Source organism: Streptomyces sp. NPDC059534 (assembly GCF_042743475.1).
Classification (GTDB): domain Bacteria; phylum Actinomycetota; class Actinomycetes; order Streptomycetales; family Streptomycetaceae; genus Streptomyces.
In genome coordinates this window covers 17,228-31,939 of record NZ_JBHWAQ010000042.1, presented here as the reverse complement: position 1 = coordinate 31,939, position 14,712 = coordinate 17,228, and the positions used below count along the sequence as shown (strand labels likewise).

The 14,712-nt window shown below is 73.5% G+C and carries 12 protein-coding genes; 3 read left to right on the top strand and 9 right to left on the bottom strand.

The window, feature by feature from the left end; all coding sequences use genetic code 11:
* Positions 1 to 22 precede the first annotated feature (22 nt).
* Both ACFVZH_RS33890 and ACFVZH_RS33885 read right to left on the bottom strand, forming a co-directional pair.
* Positions 23 to 1,699: a hypothetical protein gene (locus ACFVZH_RS33890; protein WP_384903485.1), complete on the bottom strand. Its 1,677-nt coding sequence runs from the start codon at positions 1,697 to 1,699 to the stop codon at positions 23 to 25.
* Entirely contained in the window at positions 1,689 to 3,383 is a 1,695-nt protein-coding gene (locus ACFVZH_RS33885) for a hypothetical protein (protein ID WP_384903484.1), read from the bottom strand. Before ACFVZH_RS33885 ends, ACFVZH_RS33890 begins: the two co-directional genes overlap by 11 nt.
* 214 nt (positions 3,384 to 3,597) lie before the next feature.
* Between ACFVZH_RS33885 and ACFVZH_RS33880 the strand changes: the two genes are divergently transcribed.
* A complete protein-coding gene (locus ACFVZH_RS33880; RefSeq protein WP_384903482.1) occupies positions 3,598 to 4,068 on the top strand; it encodes an SRPBCC domain-containing protein in 471 nt (156 codons plus the stop codon).
* Between the two features lie 40 nt (positions 4,069 to 4,108).
* On the opposite strand, the gene ACFVZH_RS33875 is transcribed toward ACFVZH_RS33880, so the two are convergent.
* A complete protein-coding gene (locus ACFVZH_RS33875; RefSeq protein WP_384903480.1) occupies positions 4,109 to 5,074 on the bottom strand; it encodes a helix-turn-helix domain-containing protein in 966 nt (321 codons plus the stop codon).
* Positions 5,075 to 5,084: 10 nt separating this feature from the next.
* Positions 5,085 to 5,828 carry a class I SAM-dependent methyltransferase gene (locus ACFVZH_RS33870; RefSeq protein WP_384903478.1) on the bottom strand — a complete coding sequence of 248 codons (744 nt, stop codon included), beginning with the start codon at positions 5,826 to 5,828 and terminating at the stop codon, positions 5,085 to 5,087.
* 581 nt (positions 5,829 to 6,409) lie between these two features.
* Between ACFVZH_RS33870 and ACFVZH_RS33865 the strand changes: the two genes are divergently transcribed.
* The gene (locus tag ACFVZH_RS33865; protein WP_384903476.1) at positions 6,410 to 7,690 is read left to right on the top strand and encodes a KamA family radical SAM protein; all 1,281 of its coding nucleotides are present in this window, start codon (positions 6,410 to 6,412) and stop codon (positions 7,688 to 7,690) included.
* A gap of 30 nt (positions 7,691 to 7,720) precedes the next feature.
* Here ACFVZH_RS33865 and ACFVZH_RS33860 read toward each other — a convergent pair whose 3' ends face one another.
* Together ACFVZH_RS33860 and ACFVZH_RS33855 are read right to left on the bottom strand one after the other, a co-directional pair.
* Positions 7,721 to 8,449, bottom strand: coding sequence for a transporter substrate-binding domain-containing protein (locus ACFVZH_RS33860; protein ID WP_384903474.1), 729 nt, complete (start codon positions 8,447 to 8,449; stop codon positions 7,721 to 7,723).
* An 11-nt stretch (positions 8,450 to 8,460) separates the two neighbouring features.
* Complete coding sequence (locus tag ACFVZH_RS33855; protein ID WP_384903472.1) at positions 8,461 to 9,411, bottom strand: aldo/keto reductase; 951 nt, start codon at positions 9,409 to 9,411, stop codon at positions 8,461 to 8,463.
* Between the two features lie 185 nt (positions 9,412 to 9,596).
* On the opposite strand from ACFVZH_RS33855, the gene ACFVZH_RS33850 reads away from it, so the two are divergent.
* Positions 9,597 to 11,093 (top strand): alpha/beta hydrolase, encoded by a 1,497-nt coding sequence (locus ACFVZH_RS33850; protein WP_384903470.1) that lies wholly within the window; start codon positions 9,597 to 9,599, stop codon positions 11,091 to 11,093.
* Positions 11,094 to 11,176: 83 nt separating this feature from the next.
* On the opposite strand, the gene ACFVZH_RS33845 is transcribed toward ACFVZH_RS33850, so the two are convergent.
* The 3 genes from ACFVZH_RS33845 to ACFVZH_RS33835 form a co-directional block, all read right to left on the bottom strand.
* Positions 11,177 to 12,700, bottom strand: coding sequence for a PTS transporter subunit EIIC (locus tag ACFVZH_RS33845; protein ID WP_384903468.1), 1,524 nt, complete (start codon positions 12,698 to 12,700; stop codon positions 11,177 to 11,179).
* A 43-nt stretch (positions 12,701 to 12,743) separates the two neighbouring features.
* Positions 12,744 to 13,682 carry an N-acetylmuramic acid 6-phosphate etherase gene (gene murQ / locus ACFVZH_RS33840; protein WP_384903466.1) on the bottom strand — a complete coding sequence of 313 codons (939 nt, stop codon included), beginning with the start codon at positions 13,680 to 13,682 and terminating at the stop codon, positions 12,744 to 12,746.
* A gap of 69 nt (positions 13,683 to 13,751) precedes the next feature.
* Positions 13,752 to 14,669 carry a MurR/RpiR family transcriptional regulator gene (locus ACFVZH_RS33835; protein ID WP_384903464.1) on the bottom strand — a complete coding sequence of 306 codons (918 nt, stop codon included), beginning with the start codon at positions 14,667 to 14,669 and terminating at the stop codon, positions 13,752 to 13,754.
* Positions 14,670 to 14,712: the final 43 nt, after the last annotated feature.

Here is a 14,712-nt window from a genome sequence, read left to right as displayed (position 1 = left end):
CGGGCGTTGTGCCGGACGGTGATCAGCGCACGTCGACGTAGTCCGGTGCGGCGACCGGGGCGTGGAAGTGCGTGGCGTCGCCCCAGTACCGGATGCGCCAGCTGCCGTCGGCGGTGGCCTTCGCCTTCAGCGTGACCTTGCCGGTGGACGCCGAGCGGCCGGTGGCGACGTTGCGCCAGGTCGTCGAGCCCTTCGCGAGGAACTGCAGGGCCACGGCCCCGTTCCCGTACGCCCGCCAGGCGCCGCCCGTGTAGTGCTGGAGGGTGGCGGTGGTGGTGAGCGTGCCGCCCTTGGCGACCGGCTCGGGACCGGCGTTCAGGCCGATGACCCGGGCCTCGGTGCGGGCCAGCCGGAAGACGGCGCTCGCGGTGCCGGCGAGAACGTCGGTCTCCGGGTGCCGGAACCGGTAGTAGCCGCCGCGGCTGGCCGCCGTCATGGTGGTGGAGTAGCGGTCGCTCGCCGTGGTGAGGGCGATCCGACGCCAGGCGGTGCGGCCGTCCGGCGAGACCTCCAGGTACAGAGGCTCGTCGAAGTACGCCTCGGGGTCGTACGTGGCGCGCAGGGTGCCGGTCGCCGTGACCTTGCCTTCGTTCGTCAGGACGCGGGACCCGACGAGGATCCGGGCTTCCTGCGGCATGGCGAGGGGGCCGCCGACCGGGGTGGCGAACTGCTGGTACGGGTCGACAGGGGCGACGAGCCACCTTTCGACGCGCAGCCCCGGAAGGGCCGGGATCGTCGCCGTGAAGCGGCCGTCGGCGTCCGTGGTGACGACCTTGGCGAAGCCGCCCTCGGACGTGCTGTACCGATCCGGGCCGACCCGGACCTGCTGGCCCTCGACGGGCGTGCCGTTCTGCGGGTCGGTCATCCGGCCGGTGACGACCGCCTGCCCGCCGGGGAGGATCCGGACGCGGTCGGCGGTCGCCTGCACGGCCACGGTGTGCGGGCGCAGGGTGTAGAGGGTGTGGCCGTACGAGATGCTGCCGTGCACCTCGTCGCTCTCCTCGGCGAAGGAGGCCCGGAACTCGTCACCCGGCTTGACGTCCGCGTACGCCTGGCCGGTGAAGGCGCCCGTCTCCGTGGTGACGGGGGACTGCACCGGGCTCTCCGTCGGCGTGATCCGCTTGACGCCGACGGACCGGCCGGTGATCGGGACGAGGTCGCCCGAGCCGGGCTGGACGCCGGTCAGGGTGCCGCTGGGGACGGTGGTGCGGTCGTCCCAGCCGGGAGTGGAGAGGCCGAACGCCAGCTGCGGCTTCAGGGTGAAGTCGAGCGTGCCGGCGTCGGTGCGGGTGCTGGTGTTGCCCTGCGAGTCGGTGGCCGTGACGTCGATGGAGTACCGGCCGAGGGCGGGCAGCCTGCCGCCGTCCTCGGTGAGCTTCAGCGGGTCGGCCGAGGTCAGTCCGAAGCGGCCCTTGGCCCATTCGTACTCGGGGACCGAAGGGATCTCGGCGACGACGGTGTCGCCCTTGCGGATCGTCGCGGCGACCTTGGCGACCGTGACGCCGGGGACGTCGCTCCAGGCGGTCACCTGGAAGATGCCGCGCTCGTAGTCGTTGGTGACGGCGTGTCCGATGCCGATCGGGGACGCGGCGGGTGCGTCGGCGGCCTGCGCCGGGGTGCCGGCGGTGCCGAGGAGCAGGGCGGTGGCGACGGCCGCTGCGAGCGTGGTGGCGGAGGCCCGCCGCAGGTCAGAGCGCATCGATGTACTTCACCTTCGTCTCGCTGTGGAAGTAGCCGCTCGCGGACTGCTTCACCATCGCCCAGGTGCCGTCGCCGTAGTTGGTGGCGCGGAAGCTGAACGAGCCGTTGCTGCCGGTGGCGACGTCGCGGGTGACCCAGTACCACTCGGAGTAGCCCTTGGGCTTGAACACGAGCATGACCTTGGCGCCCTTGAGGGGCCGCCAGGCGCCGGCGGTGTACTGCTGGACGGTGCCGGAGACGGTCATCTTGGAGTTCACGCGGGGCCGCGAGGGGCTGATGGTGAAGGCCGAGAAGCGCGTCGGGATGCGGCTGAGCCGGATGGTGCCGGTGACCTTGCCGACGAGCTGGTCGGTCTCGTAGTGGTACAGCCGGTACATCGCGTTGTGGTACGCGGGGGCGGAGATGTCGAACGGGCAGCCGCCCTCGGTGCCGCCCTCGGCCTTGCCGTTGGCGAGGTTCTTCCAGGTGCGCCCGTTGTCCACGGACGCCTGGAGGAAGACGTACTGGTCCCAGCAGACGAAGGTGTTCGCGGACAGCTTGCCGGTGGCGCGGACCGTGCCGTACTCGTCGAGGGCGACGCGGACGCCGCCCCAGGCGAACTGCTGCGGGACGGCGATGGAGCCCTGGTCGTAGGCGCGGGTGGCGTAGTACACGGACGGCGCGAGCGAGGTGTACACCTGCGTCGTGTACGAGGCGCGCGCCGGGTACGAGAAGGAGCCGTCGGCCGCCGCCGCGCCGCTGCCCATGAGTCCGGAGACCGCGAGGGAGTTGTACTCGGGCTTGCCGGAGGTGGTGATGAGCGGCGCGCCCGCGTACGGCTTCCAGCCGTCGGGGGTGAGGCGCTCGACGCGTCCGGTGACGGTGACGTTCGTGCCCGCCTGGACCCGGTACTTGTTCAGGTCGGCGGTGAGCCGGTACGAGGTCTTCTCCACGCCGACCGAGGGGACGGTGGTGCGGAGGTTGGCCACGGTGTCGGCGGCCTGGGCGACGACGACGGCGGTGCCGCCGCGGATCTCGGCGTTCGGGGAGAACGGCACCGTGAAGGTGCCGTCCTCACCGGTGGTGGCCGTGGTCGTCAGCGTCTTCCACTGGTCCGAGACGAGGTTGAACGTGACGTTGACGCTGGTGCCCGGGCGGGCGGGCGTGACGGTTCCGGTGGCCGGGTCCCAGGTGGTGGCCAGGCCGGAGAGGACGACCTTCCGCTCGGTGAGGCTGGTGGTCTTCCGGTCGAAGGAGAGCGTGGAGACGCCGGTGTGCAGCTTGTGGACGTACGTGCCGCCGGTCCACCGCTGGACGGTGCCGCCGGACAGCCGGTACTCGACGACGACCGGGTAGGTGCCGTACGCGGTGCCCTCGGGCAGCTGCGGCGCCGTGTCGGTGGTGTAGCCGTAGGGCCGGCCGGTGTCGTTGTCCCCGGAGTGCCACGTCAGGGCGTCGGTCGACGCGAGCACCGTGGCGTCGGGGGCGGCGGAGGACATGACGCTGACCTTCAGCCACAGCGGATCGCCGCTGATCTGGACGCCGAGCTTGGCGTCGTCGGTGGTGAAGGTGGCGGACACCTCGCCGGCCGCGTAGGCGGCCGGGGCGGTGACGACGGCGGGTACGGCGATACCGGCCGAAAGTGCGAAGACGGCGGCCGCACGGACAAAGGCGTGCGGAAGCCTGCGCGTGGTGCGCGGCAAGAGGACCCCCCACAGGTCTGAGAAGGCGGCGTCGCCGTTGGTCGTGGCGGCCGCGTAGCAGGAACTTTAGCGCTCACCTGTTGAACATGTTCATTCGCTTTACGGGAGTGCCGGGGTGATCCTGGAATGAGTACGTGAGGCGCTTGGGGCCGGTTGGGGTGCTTGCGGTGCTTGCGGTGCTTTCGGTGTACGGAACCGGGAAGGGGTCGCGACCATGGTCACCCTGCTGACGACACCGGCCGATCGTGAGCTGGTCATCACGCGCACCTTCGACGCCCCGCCGGCCCGCGTCTGGGAGGCGTGGACGCTCCCCGAGCACGTACGGCGGTGGTACGGGGCGGCCGCCCTGACCACGACGGTCGTCGACATCGACCTGCGGCCCGGCGGCGCCTGGCGGTGGGGGCAGACCGCGCCGGGCGGCCAGCAGATCGTCTTCTCCGGCACGTACGAGGACGTCGTCCCGGCCGAACGGCTCGACTACACCGAGGTCTTCGAGCAGATGCCGGACGCCGCGCCGGTCCGAGTGAACCTCGCCTTCGACGCCACCCCCGACGGCGGTACGGCCCTGACCAGCACCTCCTTCTGGCCGTCGAACGACATCCGGGACCAGGCGCTGGCCGCCGGCATGGAGGCGGGGGTGCGGGAGCAGTACGACCGGCTGGCGGAGTACCTGACGTCGATGTGAGGGACCGCCGGTGCCGGGCCGCCGGTGCCGGCCCGTCGCCTCAGGCGGCCGCGGCGGCCGCGCGGTGGCTGCGGAAGGTGCGCCGGTAGACGTCCGGGGGGACGCCGAGGGCGTTGTGGAAGTGCCGGCGCAGGGTGGCCGCCGTGCCCATCCCCGTCCGGGAGGCGATGAGTTCGACGCTGTCGTCGGTGGTCTCCAGGAGCTCCTGGGCTCGGTGGATGCGCTGGGTGTGCAGCCAGCGCAGCGGCGTGGTGCCGGTGGTGGCGGTGAAGCGGCGGGTCAGGTTGCGGGTGCTCATGTTCACCCGGCGGGCCAGGTCGGGCACGGTGAGCGGCTCGTGGAGCCGCGCGCTCGCCCAGTCGAGGAGATCCGCGAACGCGTGCCCGGTGTCGGCGACCGTCGGCGCGGCGACGTACTGCGCCTGACCGCCGGCGCGGCGGGCCGGCACGAGGAGCCGGCGGGCCAGCTCGGCCGCGACCGCGGCGCCGTGGTCGGCGGTGACGAGGTGCAGGCACAGGTCCATGCCGGCGGCCTTGCCGGCCGAGGTCAGCACGTTCCCGTCCTCGACGTAGAGGATGTCGGGGTCGACGTCGACCAGCGGGTAGCGGGCCGCGAGGTCGTCGGTGTGCGCCCAGTGCGTGGTCGCGCGGCGGCCGTCCAGCACCCCGGCCGCCGCCAGGACGAACGCCCCGGTGCACAGCGACACGATCCGCGCGCCCCGGTCGTGGGCCGCCCGTACGGCGGCCAGGAGTTCGGCCGGCGGCTCGGCTTCGGTGTCCGTGCACGCCGGGACGATCACGGTGTCCGCGTCCGCGAGCGTGTCGAGCCCGTGCGGGGTGTCGATCCGGAGCCAGCCGGTGTTGAGGCGGGCCGCGCCCGGCGGCGCGCAGACCGTGAACTCGTACCATCCGTCGGTGATCTCGCGGTCCACGCCGAAGACCTCGCAGGCCGCGGCGGCCTCGAACAGCATGGCTCCGTCGTAGACCGCGAGGGCCACAGATGTCATGTCCGTGAGTCTACGCAGCGCGCCGGAACAGTCCGGTCCAGAGGAACGACTCGCCGAACACGGGGGATTCGGCCGGCTCGTCGCGCATCCGGCGCAGCTCGACCTCCGTCAGCCCGGCGAAGATCGCCCGCAGTGACCGGTCCGTGTAGGCCAGGCCGCCCTCCAGCCTCCCCCGCCGATAGAACTCGGCGTCCGGCAGCTCCGAGCCCATGCCGCCCTCCCCGGCCGCGAACGCGGTCAGCGCGACATGCCCGCCGGGCGTCAACACCCGTTCCAGGAAGGCCAGATAGGTGACACGGCGGTGCGGCGGCAGATGGTGGAAGCAGCCCGAGTCGTACACCAGGTCGTACGGCCCGTCGAGCGCCGCCGTGAAGGCGTCCCCGCACACGAACCGGACGCCGTCGGCCCCCGCCTCGCGGGCCCGCTCCCGCGCCCAGCCGATCGCCGCCCCCGACAGGTCGACCGCGTCCACCTCGTAGCCGAGCGACGCGAGGTACAGCGTGTTCCGCCCCGGTCCGCATCCCAGGTCCAGCACCCTCCCGCCGTCCGGCAGCAGTCCCCGCTCCCTGTACGACACGAGGTTCTCGTCGGGCTTCTCCACGAAGAACGGCACCGGCTTCCCCCGGTCCTCGTAGAACCCGTCCCACCACGCGGCCCCGTCTTCCGTCCAGCGGTCACCACCCCCCGCGAACAGTCCGTCGAGCAGCCCCAAAACGTCCTCGATCGTGCGCACGCCACGGTCGTCCTCGCCCATGCGGATCTCCCCTCCGAGTCCCCCTCAGAATAGTGGCGACCGCGATAAAAGCCCAGGCCAGAGGCGGTTTCCCGATCTGTTGTGGGCCTGCTGGACGGCGTGCCGCGCGGCGCCCGGGACCCGGATGCGGCCCCGGCGTCCGGAGCGCCCGAAACCCGCCTCCAGGGCCGGGAAGGGGCCCTCCCGGGCGTGGCGCGGGTGGCTTTCCGGAGTGTCCGGCGGCACCCGGCCGGCTCCCTCCCCGGGGCCGCGGCGGCGGCCGGTCCCGGTCCCGGGGCCGCAGGAAGGAAAGGCGTCAACCTGACGGATGCCCCGCTCCCGCACTCCGGCCGAAAGTCTCCGGGTGTGAACCCGGCCGTACCCGCCCGGACCGGCCCTCCCCGCCGTGCGGCGCCGCACGGCGCTGTCCGGTAGGCGACGGACGGGATTGGCCGGACTGCCGGGTTGTCGCCGGAGCCGGGGGCCGGTAGCGGCATTGGCGGGCGGGGGCCGGCTGCCCATCATCGTGCGGGGTGGGACGGAGTGACCGGCGGGGAAGGGGCGGCCGTGCGGACGACGGAGGTTCTGGGGGTGGGGGACGGGTGACTTCGTTCACGGGGCAGCGCCTGGGGAGGCTCATCGCCGAGCGGACCGGGGACCCGGCGCTCGGGCACGACGCCGAAGTCGTCGGCAGGGTCCTGCCGTTCAAGGTCAGCGCCCATGTCGTCGACGAGCTGGTCGACTGGTCGCGGGCACCCGACGACCCGCTCTACCGGCTGGTGATGCCGCACCGGGACATGCTGGCGCCCGCGGACTTCGCCGCCGTCGAGACGGCGCTGCGCGAAGGCGACCGGGTCCGGCTGCGGCTGGTCGTCGACGGCCTGAGAGAGCACCTCAACCCGCATCCCGGCGGACAGCTCCACCTGAACGTGCCCGAGGACGGCCGGGGACTGCAGCACAAGTACCCGGAGACGCTGCTGGTCTTCCCCCGCCAGGGGCAGACCTGCCACGGATACTGCGCGTACTGCTTCCGCTGGCCGCAGTTCACCGGGGACGCGGTGCGGCGGCAGGCCGTGGACGGGCCCGGCGTGCTGGACGCGTACCTGGCGGGCCACCCGGAGGTCACCGACGTGCTGCTCACCGGCGGCGACCCGCTGGTCATGCGGACCGAGCTGCTCGACACCTACGTCGCACCCCTCCTCGGACGGCCCCACGTCCGCACGGTCCGCATCGGGACGAAGGCCGTGTCCTTCGCGCCCGAACGCTTCCTCACGGCGCCCGACGCCGACGACCTGCTCCGCCTCTTCGAACGGATCGTCGCCTCGGGGCGGCACCTCGCCCTCATGCTGCACGTCTCCCACCCCCGGGAGCTCCACCCGGAGCCGGCCCGCCGCGCCCTGCGCAGGCTCCGCGCCACCGGCGCCGTCCTGCGCACCCAGGCGCCCGTCGTCCGGCACGTCAACGACGACGCCGCCGTCTGGGCCCGCATGTGGCAGGAGCAGGTCGAACTGGGCCTCGTGCCCTACTACATGTTCGTGGAGCGCGACACGGGTCCGCGCCGCTACTTCGGGCTGCCGCTCGCCCGCGCGCTGGACGTCTACGCGGACGCCGTGCGGGGGGTGTCGGGGCTCGCCCGGACCGCGCGCGGCCCGGTCATGTCCACGGAGCTCGGCAAGGTCGCCCTCGACGGCGTCGCCCACCTCCCCGGGGGCCCCGCCTTCGCCCTCCGGGCCCTCCAGGCCCGCGACCCGGCCCTGGTGGGGACCCTGGCGCACGCCCGCTTTGACCCGGCGGCCCAGTGGTGGGACGAGCTCACCCCGTACGGGCCCCGGGACCGGGTCCTCGTCCCGGGGAAGCCGCTGACCCTTGAGGGGGTCGGGTAGCGGCGCGAGGCCGGGCCGTACGGCGGACGGTCAGGCGGGCGGGGCGACGAGTCCGGCGTCCTGGCCGGACCGGCGGAGCGCGTCCGCGACGAAACCGTCGGCCTTCAGCTCCTCGACGGTGGCGCGGAGGAACGCGACGGTCTCCGGGGCGCGGCCGACCGTCGTGCCCACCGCCTGCCGGATCTCCATGAACCGGCTGTCGAGCAGGCGTACTTCGGGGTGCGCGGCGGCGTACGCGGTCATCGGCTGCCGGATGCCCGCGCCCGCCTCCAGGTCCTCGTCCCGGAAGGTGTCCACGCCCTCCTCGCCGCGTACGACGGTCGCGTGCGCCAGGTTCCTGGACAGGAACAGGTCGTACGCGGAGCCCTTCTTGACCCCGATCCGCACGCCGGGCGCGTCCACCTCGGCGACGGTGGTGAGCGCCGAGTCGCGCGGCACGGCGTACACGCCCTCGATGACGACGTACGGGGCGGTGAACGCGACCTCCGCCTCCCGTGCCGGATCGACGGCCAGGAAGCACAGGTCCGCCCGGCCGTCCGCCATCGCCTCGAACGACTTGCGCGCCGCGTCGAAGCAGAGCAGCTCCACCTCCACCCCCAGCCGCGCCGCGATCTCCCGCGCCAGATCCACGGTGATCCCGGCCGGGGCGTCGGGGGTGCCCTGCGCGAGCACCGGGTTCCCGAGGTTGACGGAGGCCCGGAGGACCCCGGTGGGGGCGAGGTCGGCGGCGACGGCGGGGTTCGGGGTGGTGGTCGTCATGGTGGTGGAGTCTAGGCAGCCGTCTCGCGGTGGGCGCGGTCGAGGCGGGCGAGCTCGTCGGGGGTGAGGCTCAGGGCGCCGGCGGCGACGTTGGCGGCGAGGTGGTCGGGGTTGCCGGTGCCGGGGATGGCGAGGAGGTGGGGGCCCTGGTGGAGGGTCCAGGCGATGCGGACCTGGGCGGGGCTCGCGCCGTGGGCCTCGGCGACGGCGAGGACCGTGTCGTTCTCGGCGGCGACGGCTCCGGTCTCGCGGCCGGCGGCGGCGATCGCGTAGAAGGGGACGAACGCGATGCCCTGCTCGCCGCAGTGCCGGACGAACGCGTCGTACTCGGGGCGGACACCGATCCCGTACATGTTCTGGACGCAGACGACCGGGGCGATGGTCCGCGCCTCGGTGAGCTGGGTGGGGGTGATGTTGGAGAGGCCGAGGTGGCGGATCAGGCCGGCCTGCCGCAGGTCGGCGAGGGCCCCGAAGCGTTCGGCGATCGAATCCGTGCCGAGGACGCGGAGGTTGACGACGTCGAGCCGGTCGCGCCCGAGCTGCCGCAGGTTCTCCTCGACCTGGGCGCGCAGCGCGGCGGGTGTGCGGGCGTGCTCGCTCCAGGCTCCCGAGAGGTCGCGGGCGGGGCCGACCTTGGTGGCGATGACGAGGTCGTCGGGGTACGGCCCGCCGAGCGCGCTGTTGATCAGCTCGTTCGCGGAGCGGAGCGGCGAGAAGTAGAAGGCGGCGGTGTCGATGTGGTTCACGCCGAGCTCGACGGCCCTGCGCAGGACGGAGATCGCCCGGTCCCGGTCCATCGGTACGGCGTTCTCGACGAGCGCAGCGCCGTGCTGGGGCAGCCGCATGGCGCCGAAGCCGACGCGGCGGACGGTGAGGTCGCCGCCGAGGGTCCAGGTGCCGGAGGCGGCGGCGCGGGGGGCGGCGGGGGAGGTGGCCGAGGTGGTCGAGCTGGTCGTGGTCATGGCGGGGATGATCTCCCGGCGAGGGCCGTGGTGCCAGCGAGTTGTCGCTGCGTCGGCTGGTCCGGTCGCCGGTCCGGCGGCCGGCTCGTCGGGCAACCAGGCTTACGGGGAGGGGGGTTGGCCCCACCCCGGGTCGGCGTGCCTGCCGGATGGGGCGGCGGGGACCGTTCCGCGAGGCTGTGCGCATGACAACGAACCGTGGACGCAAGGCCCTGATGCTCGCTCTCTCCGTCGCCGCCGTGGCCGGTGTCGGACTCGCCGGGGGCGGGGCCGCCCCCGCCGCCGCGGCGGCGGGGCTGGAGTGGGGGGACTGCGCGCCGGCGGTGAAGCCGCTGCCCGGACAGCAGTGCGCGACGCTCTCCGTACCGCTGGACTACGCCCGCCCCGACGGCGAGCAGATCGGACTGGCCGTGGCCCGGCTGCGCAGCACCCGGCCCGAGGCGCGGCGCGGGACGCTCATGGTGATCCCCGGCGGGCCCGGGAGTTCCGGGGTGCAGCGGCTCGGGCAGAAGGGGGCCGCCCTGGCGAAGGAGATGGACGGGGCCTACGACCTGGTCGCGTTCGATCCCCGGGGTGTCGGCGGGTCCGCGAAGGCCCGGTGCGGGTTCGAGGAGGACGACCGGCGTCTGGTGACCCTGCGGTCGTGGCCCGCGGCGGACGGCGGCATCGGGGAGAACGTGGCCCGGTCGCGCCGGATGGCGGAGGCGTGCGCGCGCAACGGCGGGGCGATGCTGCGCGGACTGACGACGGCGAACCAGGCGCGGGACCTGGACCGGCTGCGGCAGGCGCTCGGCGAGCGGAAGCTGTCGGCGTGGAGCGTGTCGTACGGGACGTACGTGGCGGCGGTGTACGCCCAGAAGTTCCCGGAGCACACCGACCGCTGGGTCCTCGACAGCAGCGCCGACCCGGACCCGAAGCGCGTGGCCCGGGGCTGGCTGGCGAGCATGGCGCGGGGTGCCGAGGACCGCTTCCCGGACTTCGCCGCCTGGGCGTCGGACCCGGCCCGCCCGGCCCCGCTGCGTCTCGCCGAACAGGCCCGGGACGTCCGGCCGTTGGTCCTCGACCTCGCGGCCCGGCTCGACCGCGAGCCGCGCGCGTCCACGACGGCCGGCGTCCCGCTGACGGGCACCGCGCTGCGCCAGGCCCTCCAGCAGGCGCTGTACTCCGACACCGCCTTCGAGTCCTTCGCCCGGCTGGTGTCCCAGGCGCTCGACCCGAAGGGCGTCCCGGTCCTCCCGCCCGAGCTGACCGGCCCGATGCCGGACGAGGCGGCGACCGTCAGCGTCGGCGTCATCTGCAACGACGTCGACTGGCCGCGCTCCGTCCCGGCGTACGAGCGGGCCGTCGCGGCGGACCGCGTCCGCCACCCCCTGACGGCCGGGATGCCCGCGAACATCACCCCCTGCGCCTTCTGGAAGGGCGGGGCCGTCGAGAAGCCGACCCGGATCACCGACGACGGGCCGTCCAACGTCCTCATGATCCAGAGCCTCCGCGACCCGGCCACCCCCCACTCGGTCGGGCTGAGGATGCGCGAGGCGTTCGGCGACCGCGCCCGTCTCGTCTCGGTCGACAAGGGCGGCCACGCCGTCTACCTCGGCAGCGGCAACGCGTGCGGCGACCGCGCGGTGACCGCCTTCCTCACGGAGGGCGTCCGACCGGCGGAGGACGTCCTCTGCCGGTAGGGACACGGGGAAGGGCCCGGCCGACATCAGTCGGCCGGGCCCTTCCCCGTATCGCTCTCCGTGCCTCTTGCCTTCCGTACGTGTCAGACCTTCACCGGCTCGGGCTCCGGCTCGGCCCCGGGCTTCGGCCCGGCGGGCGCGGCAGGGGAGCCGCCCGCCGCCACCGGGGCCGTCCCCGCGCCGGTCTCCGTCTCCGTGTCGACGTCGAACTCCTCCAGGAGTTCCTTGCTGAAGCCCCAGAAGTACGTGGCGGCGAAGCCGACGAGGTAGCCGACGAGGAGTCCGCCGCCGTAGATCGCGACGGTCTCGCCGAGGCCCTTGTTGCCGTCGAGGAGGGGGAAGAGGGCCCAGCCGGAGGGGCCGATGGCGGTGGAGCCGACCTTGTCGCCCAGCATGCTGAAGAAGCCGATGAACGCGCCGCCGGCCGCGCCGCCGACGCAGGCGGTGACGAAGGGGCGGCCGAGGGGGAGGGAGACGCCGTAGATGAGGGGTTCGCCGACGCCGAGGAAGCCGGCGGGGAGGGCGGACTTGATGGTGCGGCGGAGGGAGCCGTTGCGGGGGAGCTTGAGGTAGACGGCCGCGGCCGCGCCGACCTGGCCGGCGCCCGCCATCGCGAGGATGGGGAGCAGGACCGTGTATCCCTGCTGCTCGATGAGGGTGGTGTGGATGGGGATGAGGGCCTGGTGCAGGCCCAGCATCACCAGCGGCAGGAACAGTCCGCCGAGGACGAGGCCCGCGCCGGCGCCGGCGTGCGCGAGGAGCCAGTCGGCGAAGTCGCCGATGGCCTGCGAGATCTCACCGGCCACGAACATCAGGCCGAAGACGGTGACGAGGCCGGAGACCAGCACCGTGAGGGTCGGGGTGACCAGGACGTCGAGGGACTCCGGCACCCAGCGGCGGCACCACTTCTCGACGTACACGGCGAGGACCGCCGCACCCAGCGCGCCGAGGACGCCGCCCTGGCCGGGGGAGAGCGTCTGGCCGAAGACGTCGATCTTGGCGACGCCGGGGAAGACGATGATGGCCGCGACCGCGCCGCCGAGGATCGCCGTACCGCCGAACTCCTTGGCCGTGTTGTATCCGACGAAGACCGCGATGAGCGCCATGAAGCCGCTCGCGATGGCGGCGAGCGCGGGGGTCACGCCGGGCAGCCGGCCGAGGTTGACGAGCAGGCCGTTGAGGCCGGCGATGATGCCGCAGCCGATGAGGGCGGGGATCAGCGGGACGAAGATGTTCGCGATCCGGCGGAGGAACAGCTTGAACGGGGTGGCGTTCCTCTCCTTCCGCGCGGCCTTCAGGGCCGCGCCCTGCGCCGCCAGGTCCTCGGCCGAGTGCGCGGGCTTCGGGGCCTCGGCCAGGAGGGCCTCCAGCTCCGGGGTCACGCGGGCGACGGTGCCGGGGCCGAGGACGATCTGGTACGTGTCGTCCTCCACCATGCCCATCACGGCCGGCAGGGCCTTGAGGGCCTCGTCCTGGACGAGCGAGCGGTCGTGCAGTCCCAGCCGGAGGCGGGTCATGCAGTGGGCCACGGAGCTGATGTTCCCGGCGCCGCCGACGAGGGGGAGGATCGCGGCGGCGATGGCGCGGTTCTTGTCGTCTGTGCTCATGGTGCGGTGGGCCTTGCTGTGAGGGGGTGCCGTGCTGTGCGGGCTACGCGGTGGGCTCGGTCGCGTGCAGCGCCGCACGCAGGTGGCCCCGGGAGTCCGTGAGCCGCTGGGCGGCCGTCGGGGCGTCGATGTCGGCGAGGATCATGAGGATCGCGTTCTTCACCTCTCCGTCGGCGGCGGCGAGGGCCGTCTCGATCTGCTCGTCCGGGGCGCCGGTGGCGAGGGCGACGATCCGCCGCGAGCGGGCCTGGAGCTTCTCGTTGGAGGCGCGGACGTCGACCATGAGGTTTCCGTACGTCTTGCCGAGGCGGATCATCGTGATCGTCGAGATCATGTTGAGGACGAGCTTCTGGGCGGTGCCGGCCTTGAGGCGGGTCGAGCCGGTGAGCAGCTCGGGGCCGGGCACGACCTCGATGCCGTGCTCGGCGGCGGCGGCGAGCGCGCTGTCGGCGTTGCAGGACAGGCCGATGGTCAGCGCGCCGAGCGTGCGGGCGTGCTCGACGGCGCCGATGGCGTACGGGGTGCGGCCGGAGGCGGAGATGCCGACCACGGTGTCGTCGGCGGTGAGGCCGAGTGCGGTGAGGTCCTCGACCGCGAGTTCCTTGGAGTCCTCGGCGCCCTCGACGGCCTTGATCATGGCCGAGGGGCCGCCCGCGATCAGGCCGACGACCTGCGCGGGGTCGGTGTTGAAGGTGGGCGGGCACTCGCTGGCGTCGAGGACGCCGAGGCGGCCGGCGGTGCCGGCGCCCATGTAGACGAGCCGTCCCCCGCGGGCCATGCGGGCGGCGGTGGCGTCGATCGCGGCGGCGATGGCGGGGAGCTGCCGGGCGACGGCGGCGGGGACGGTCTGGTCCTCGCCGTTCATGGTCCGTGCGATGTCCAGGGTCGGAAGCTGGTCGATCTCGGCGAGCTCGGGCCGGAACGCCTCGGTGGTGAGGGTGGCGAGCTGGGCGCGGAGTTCGGAGTACGTGGAAGTGGACATGTGCGGCTCTTTCGGTGCGTGGACGTCGTCGGCGGCGTTGGCGTCGACGTATGACGCTCGGCGGGTGGGTCAGCGGGTGCGGGGCGAGTGGCGGTGGGCGAGGGCCTCGTACGAGGCGGCGAGGGCAGGGGCCGCCGTCTCGTACGTACGCTGGGTGACGCAGGTGAACAGGCAGTCCACGACCAGGAGTTGACTGGTCCGGGAGGACATGGCCGCGGGGCGCAGTTCGCTCTCGCGGGCGGTGGAGGTGGTCAGTACGTGGTCGGCGTACTGGGTGACGGGGCCGTCCGGGCGGCCGGTGATCGCGACCGTGGTGGCGCCGTGGTCGAAGGCGACCCGGAGCGGTTCTATGACGTCGCCGGTGGAGCCGGAGTGGGTGATGGCGAGGGCGACGTCGCCGGAGCGGAGCTGCACGGCGTTGGTGACGGCGAGGTGCGGGTCGCTGTGGGCGTGGGCGATCAGGCCGATGCGCAGGAGCTTCTGCGCGAGGTCCTGGGCGACGAGGCCGGAGGCGCCGACGCCGTAGATGTCGACGCGGCGGGCGGTGGCGAGCGCGGCGACGGCGGCGCCGAGCTGGACGGTGTCGAGTCCGGCGGCGGTGTCGGCGAGGGTCTGCTGCTCGTCGTGGGCGAGCTTGGCGACGACGTCGGCGATCGGGTCGTCGACGGCGATGTCGGCGGTGACGGCGGGCGCGCGGCCGGACTGCTGCTGGGCGGCGAGGCCGGCGAGGGCGAGGCGCAGGTCGCGGTAGCCGGGGTAGCCGAGGAGGCGGGCGGTGCGGACGACGGTCGCCTCACTGGTGCCGGTGAGCTCGGCGAGGCCGGTGACCGTGAGGGCGGCGCAGCCGGCGGGGTCTCCGGCGACGGCTTCGGCGACCCGCTGCATGGAGCGGGTCATGGAGGGCGCGAGGGTCCGCACCTTGGCCGCGAGCGCGGCGGGCGGCGGCGGCGCGTCGCTTGTGAAACTTTCCTTCACGTCATTGGTCACACCTGAAAGATACTTTCGGGCAGGTCGGTCGACAAGCCCTCGT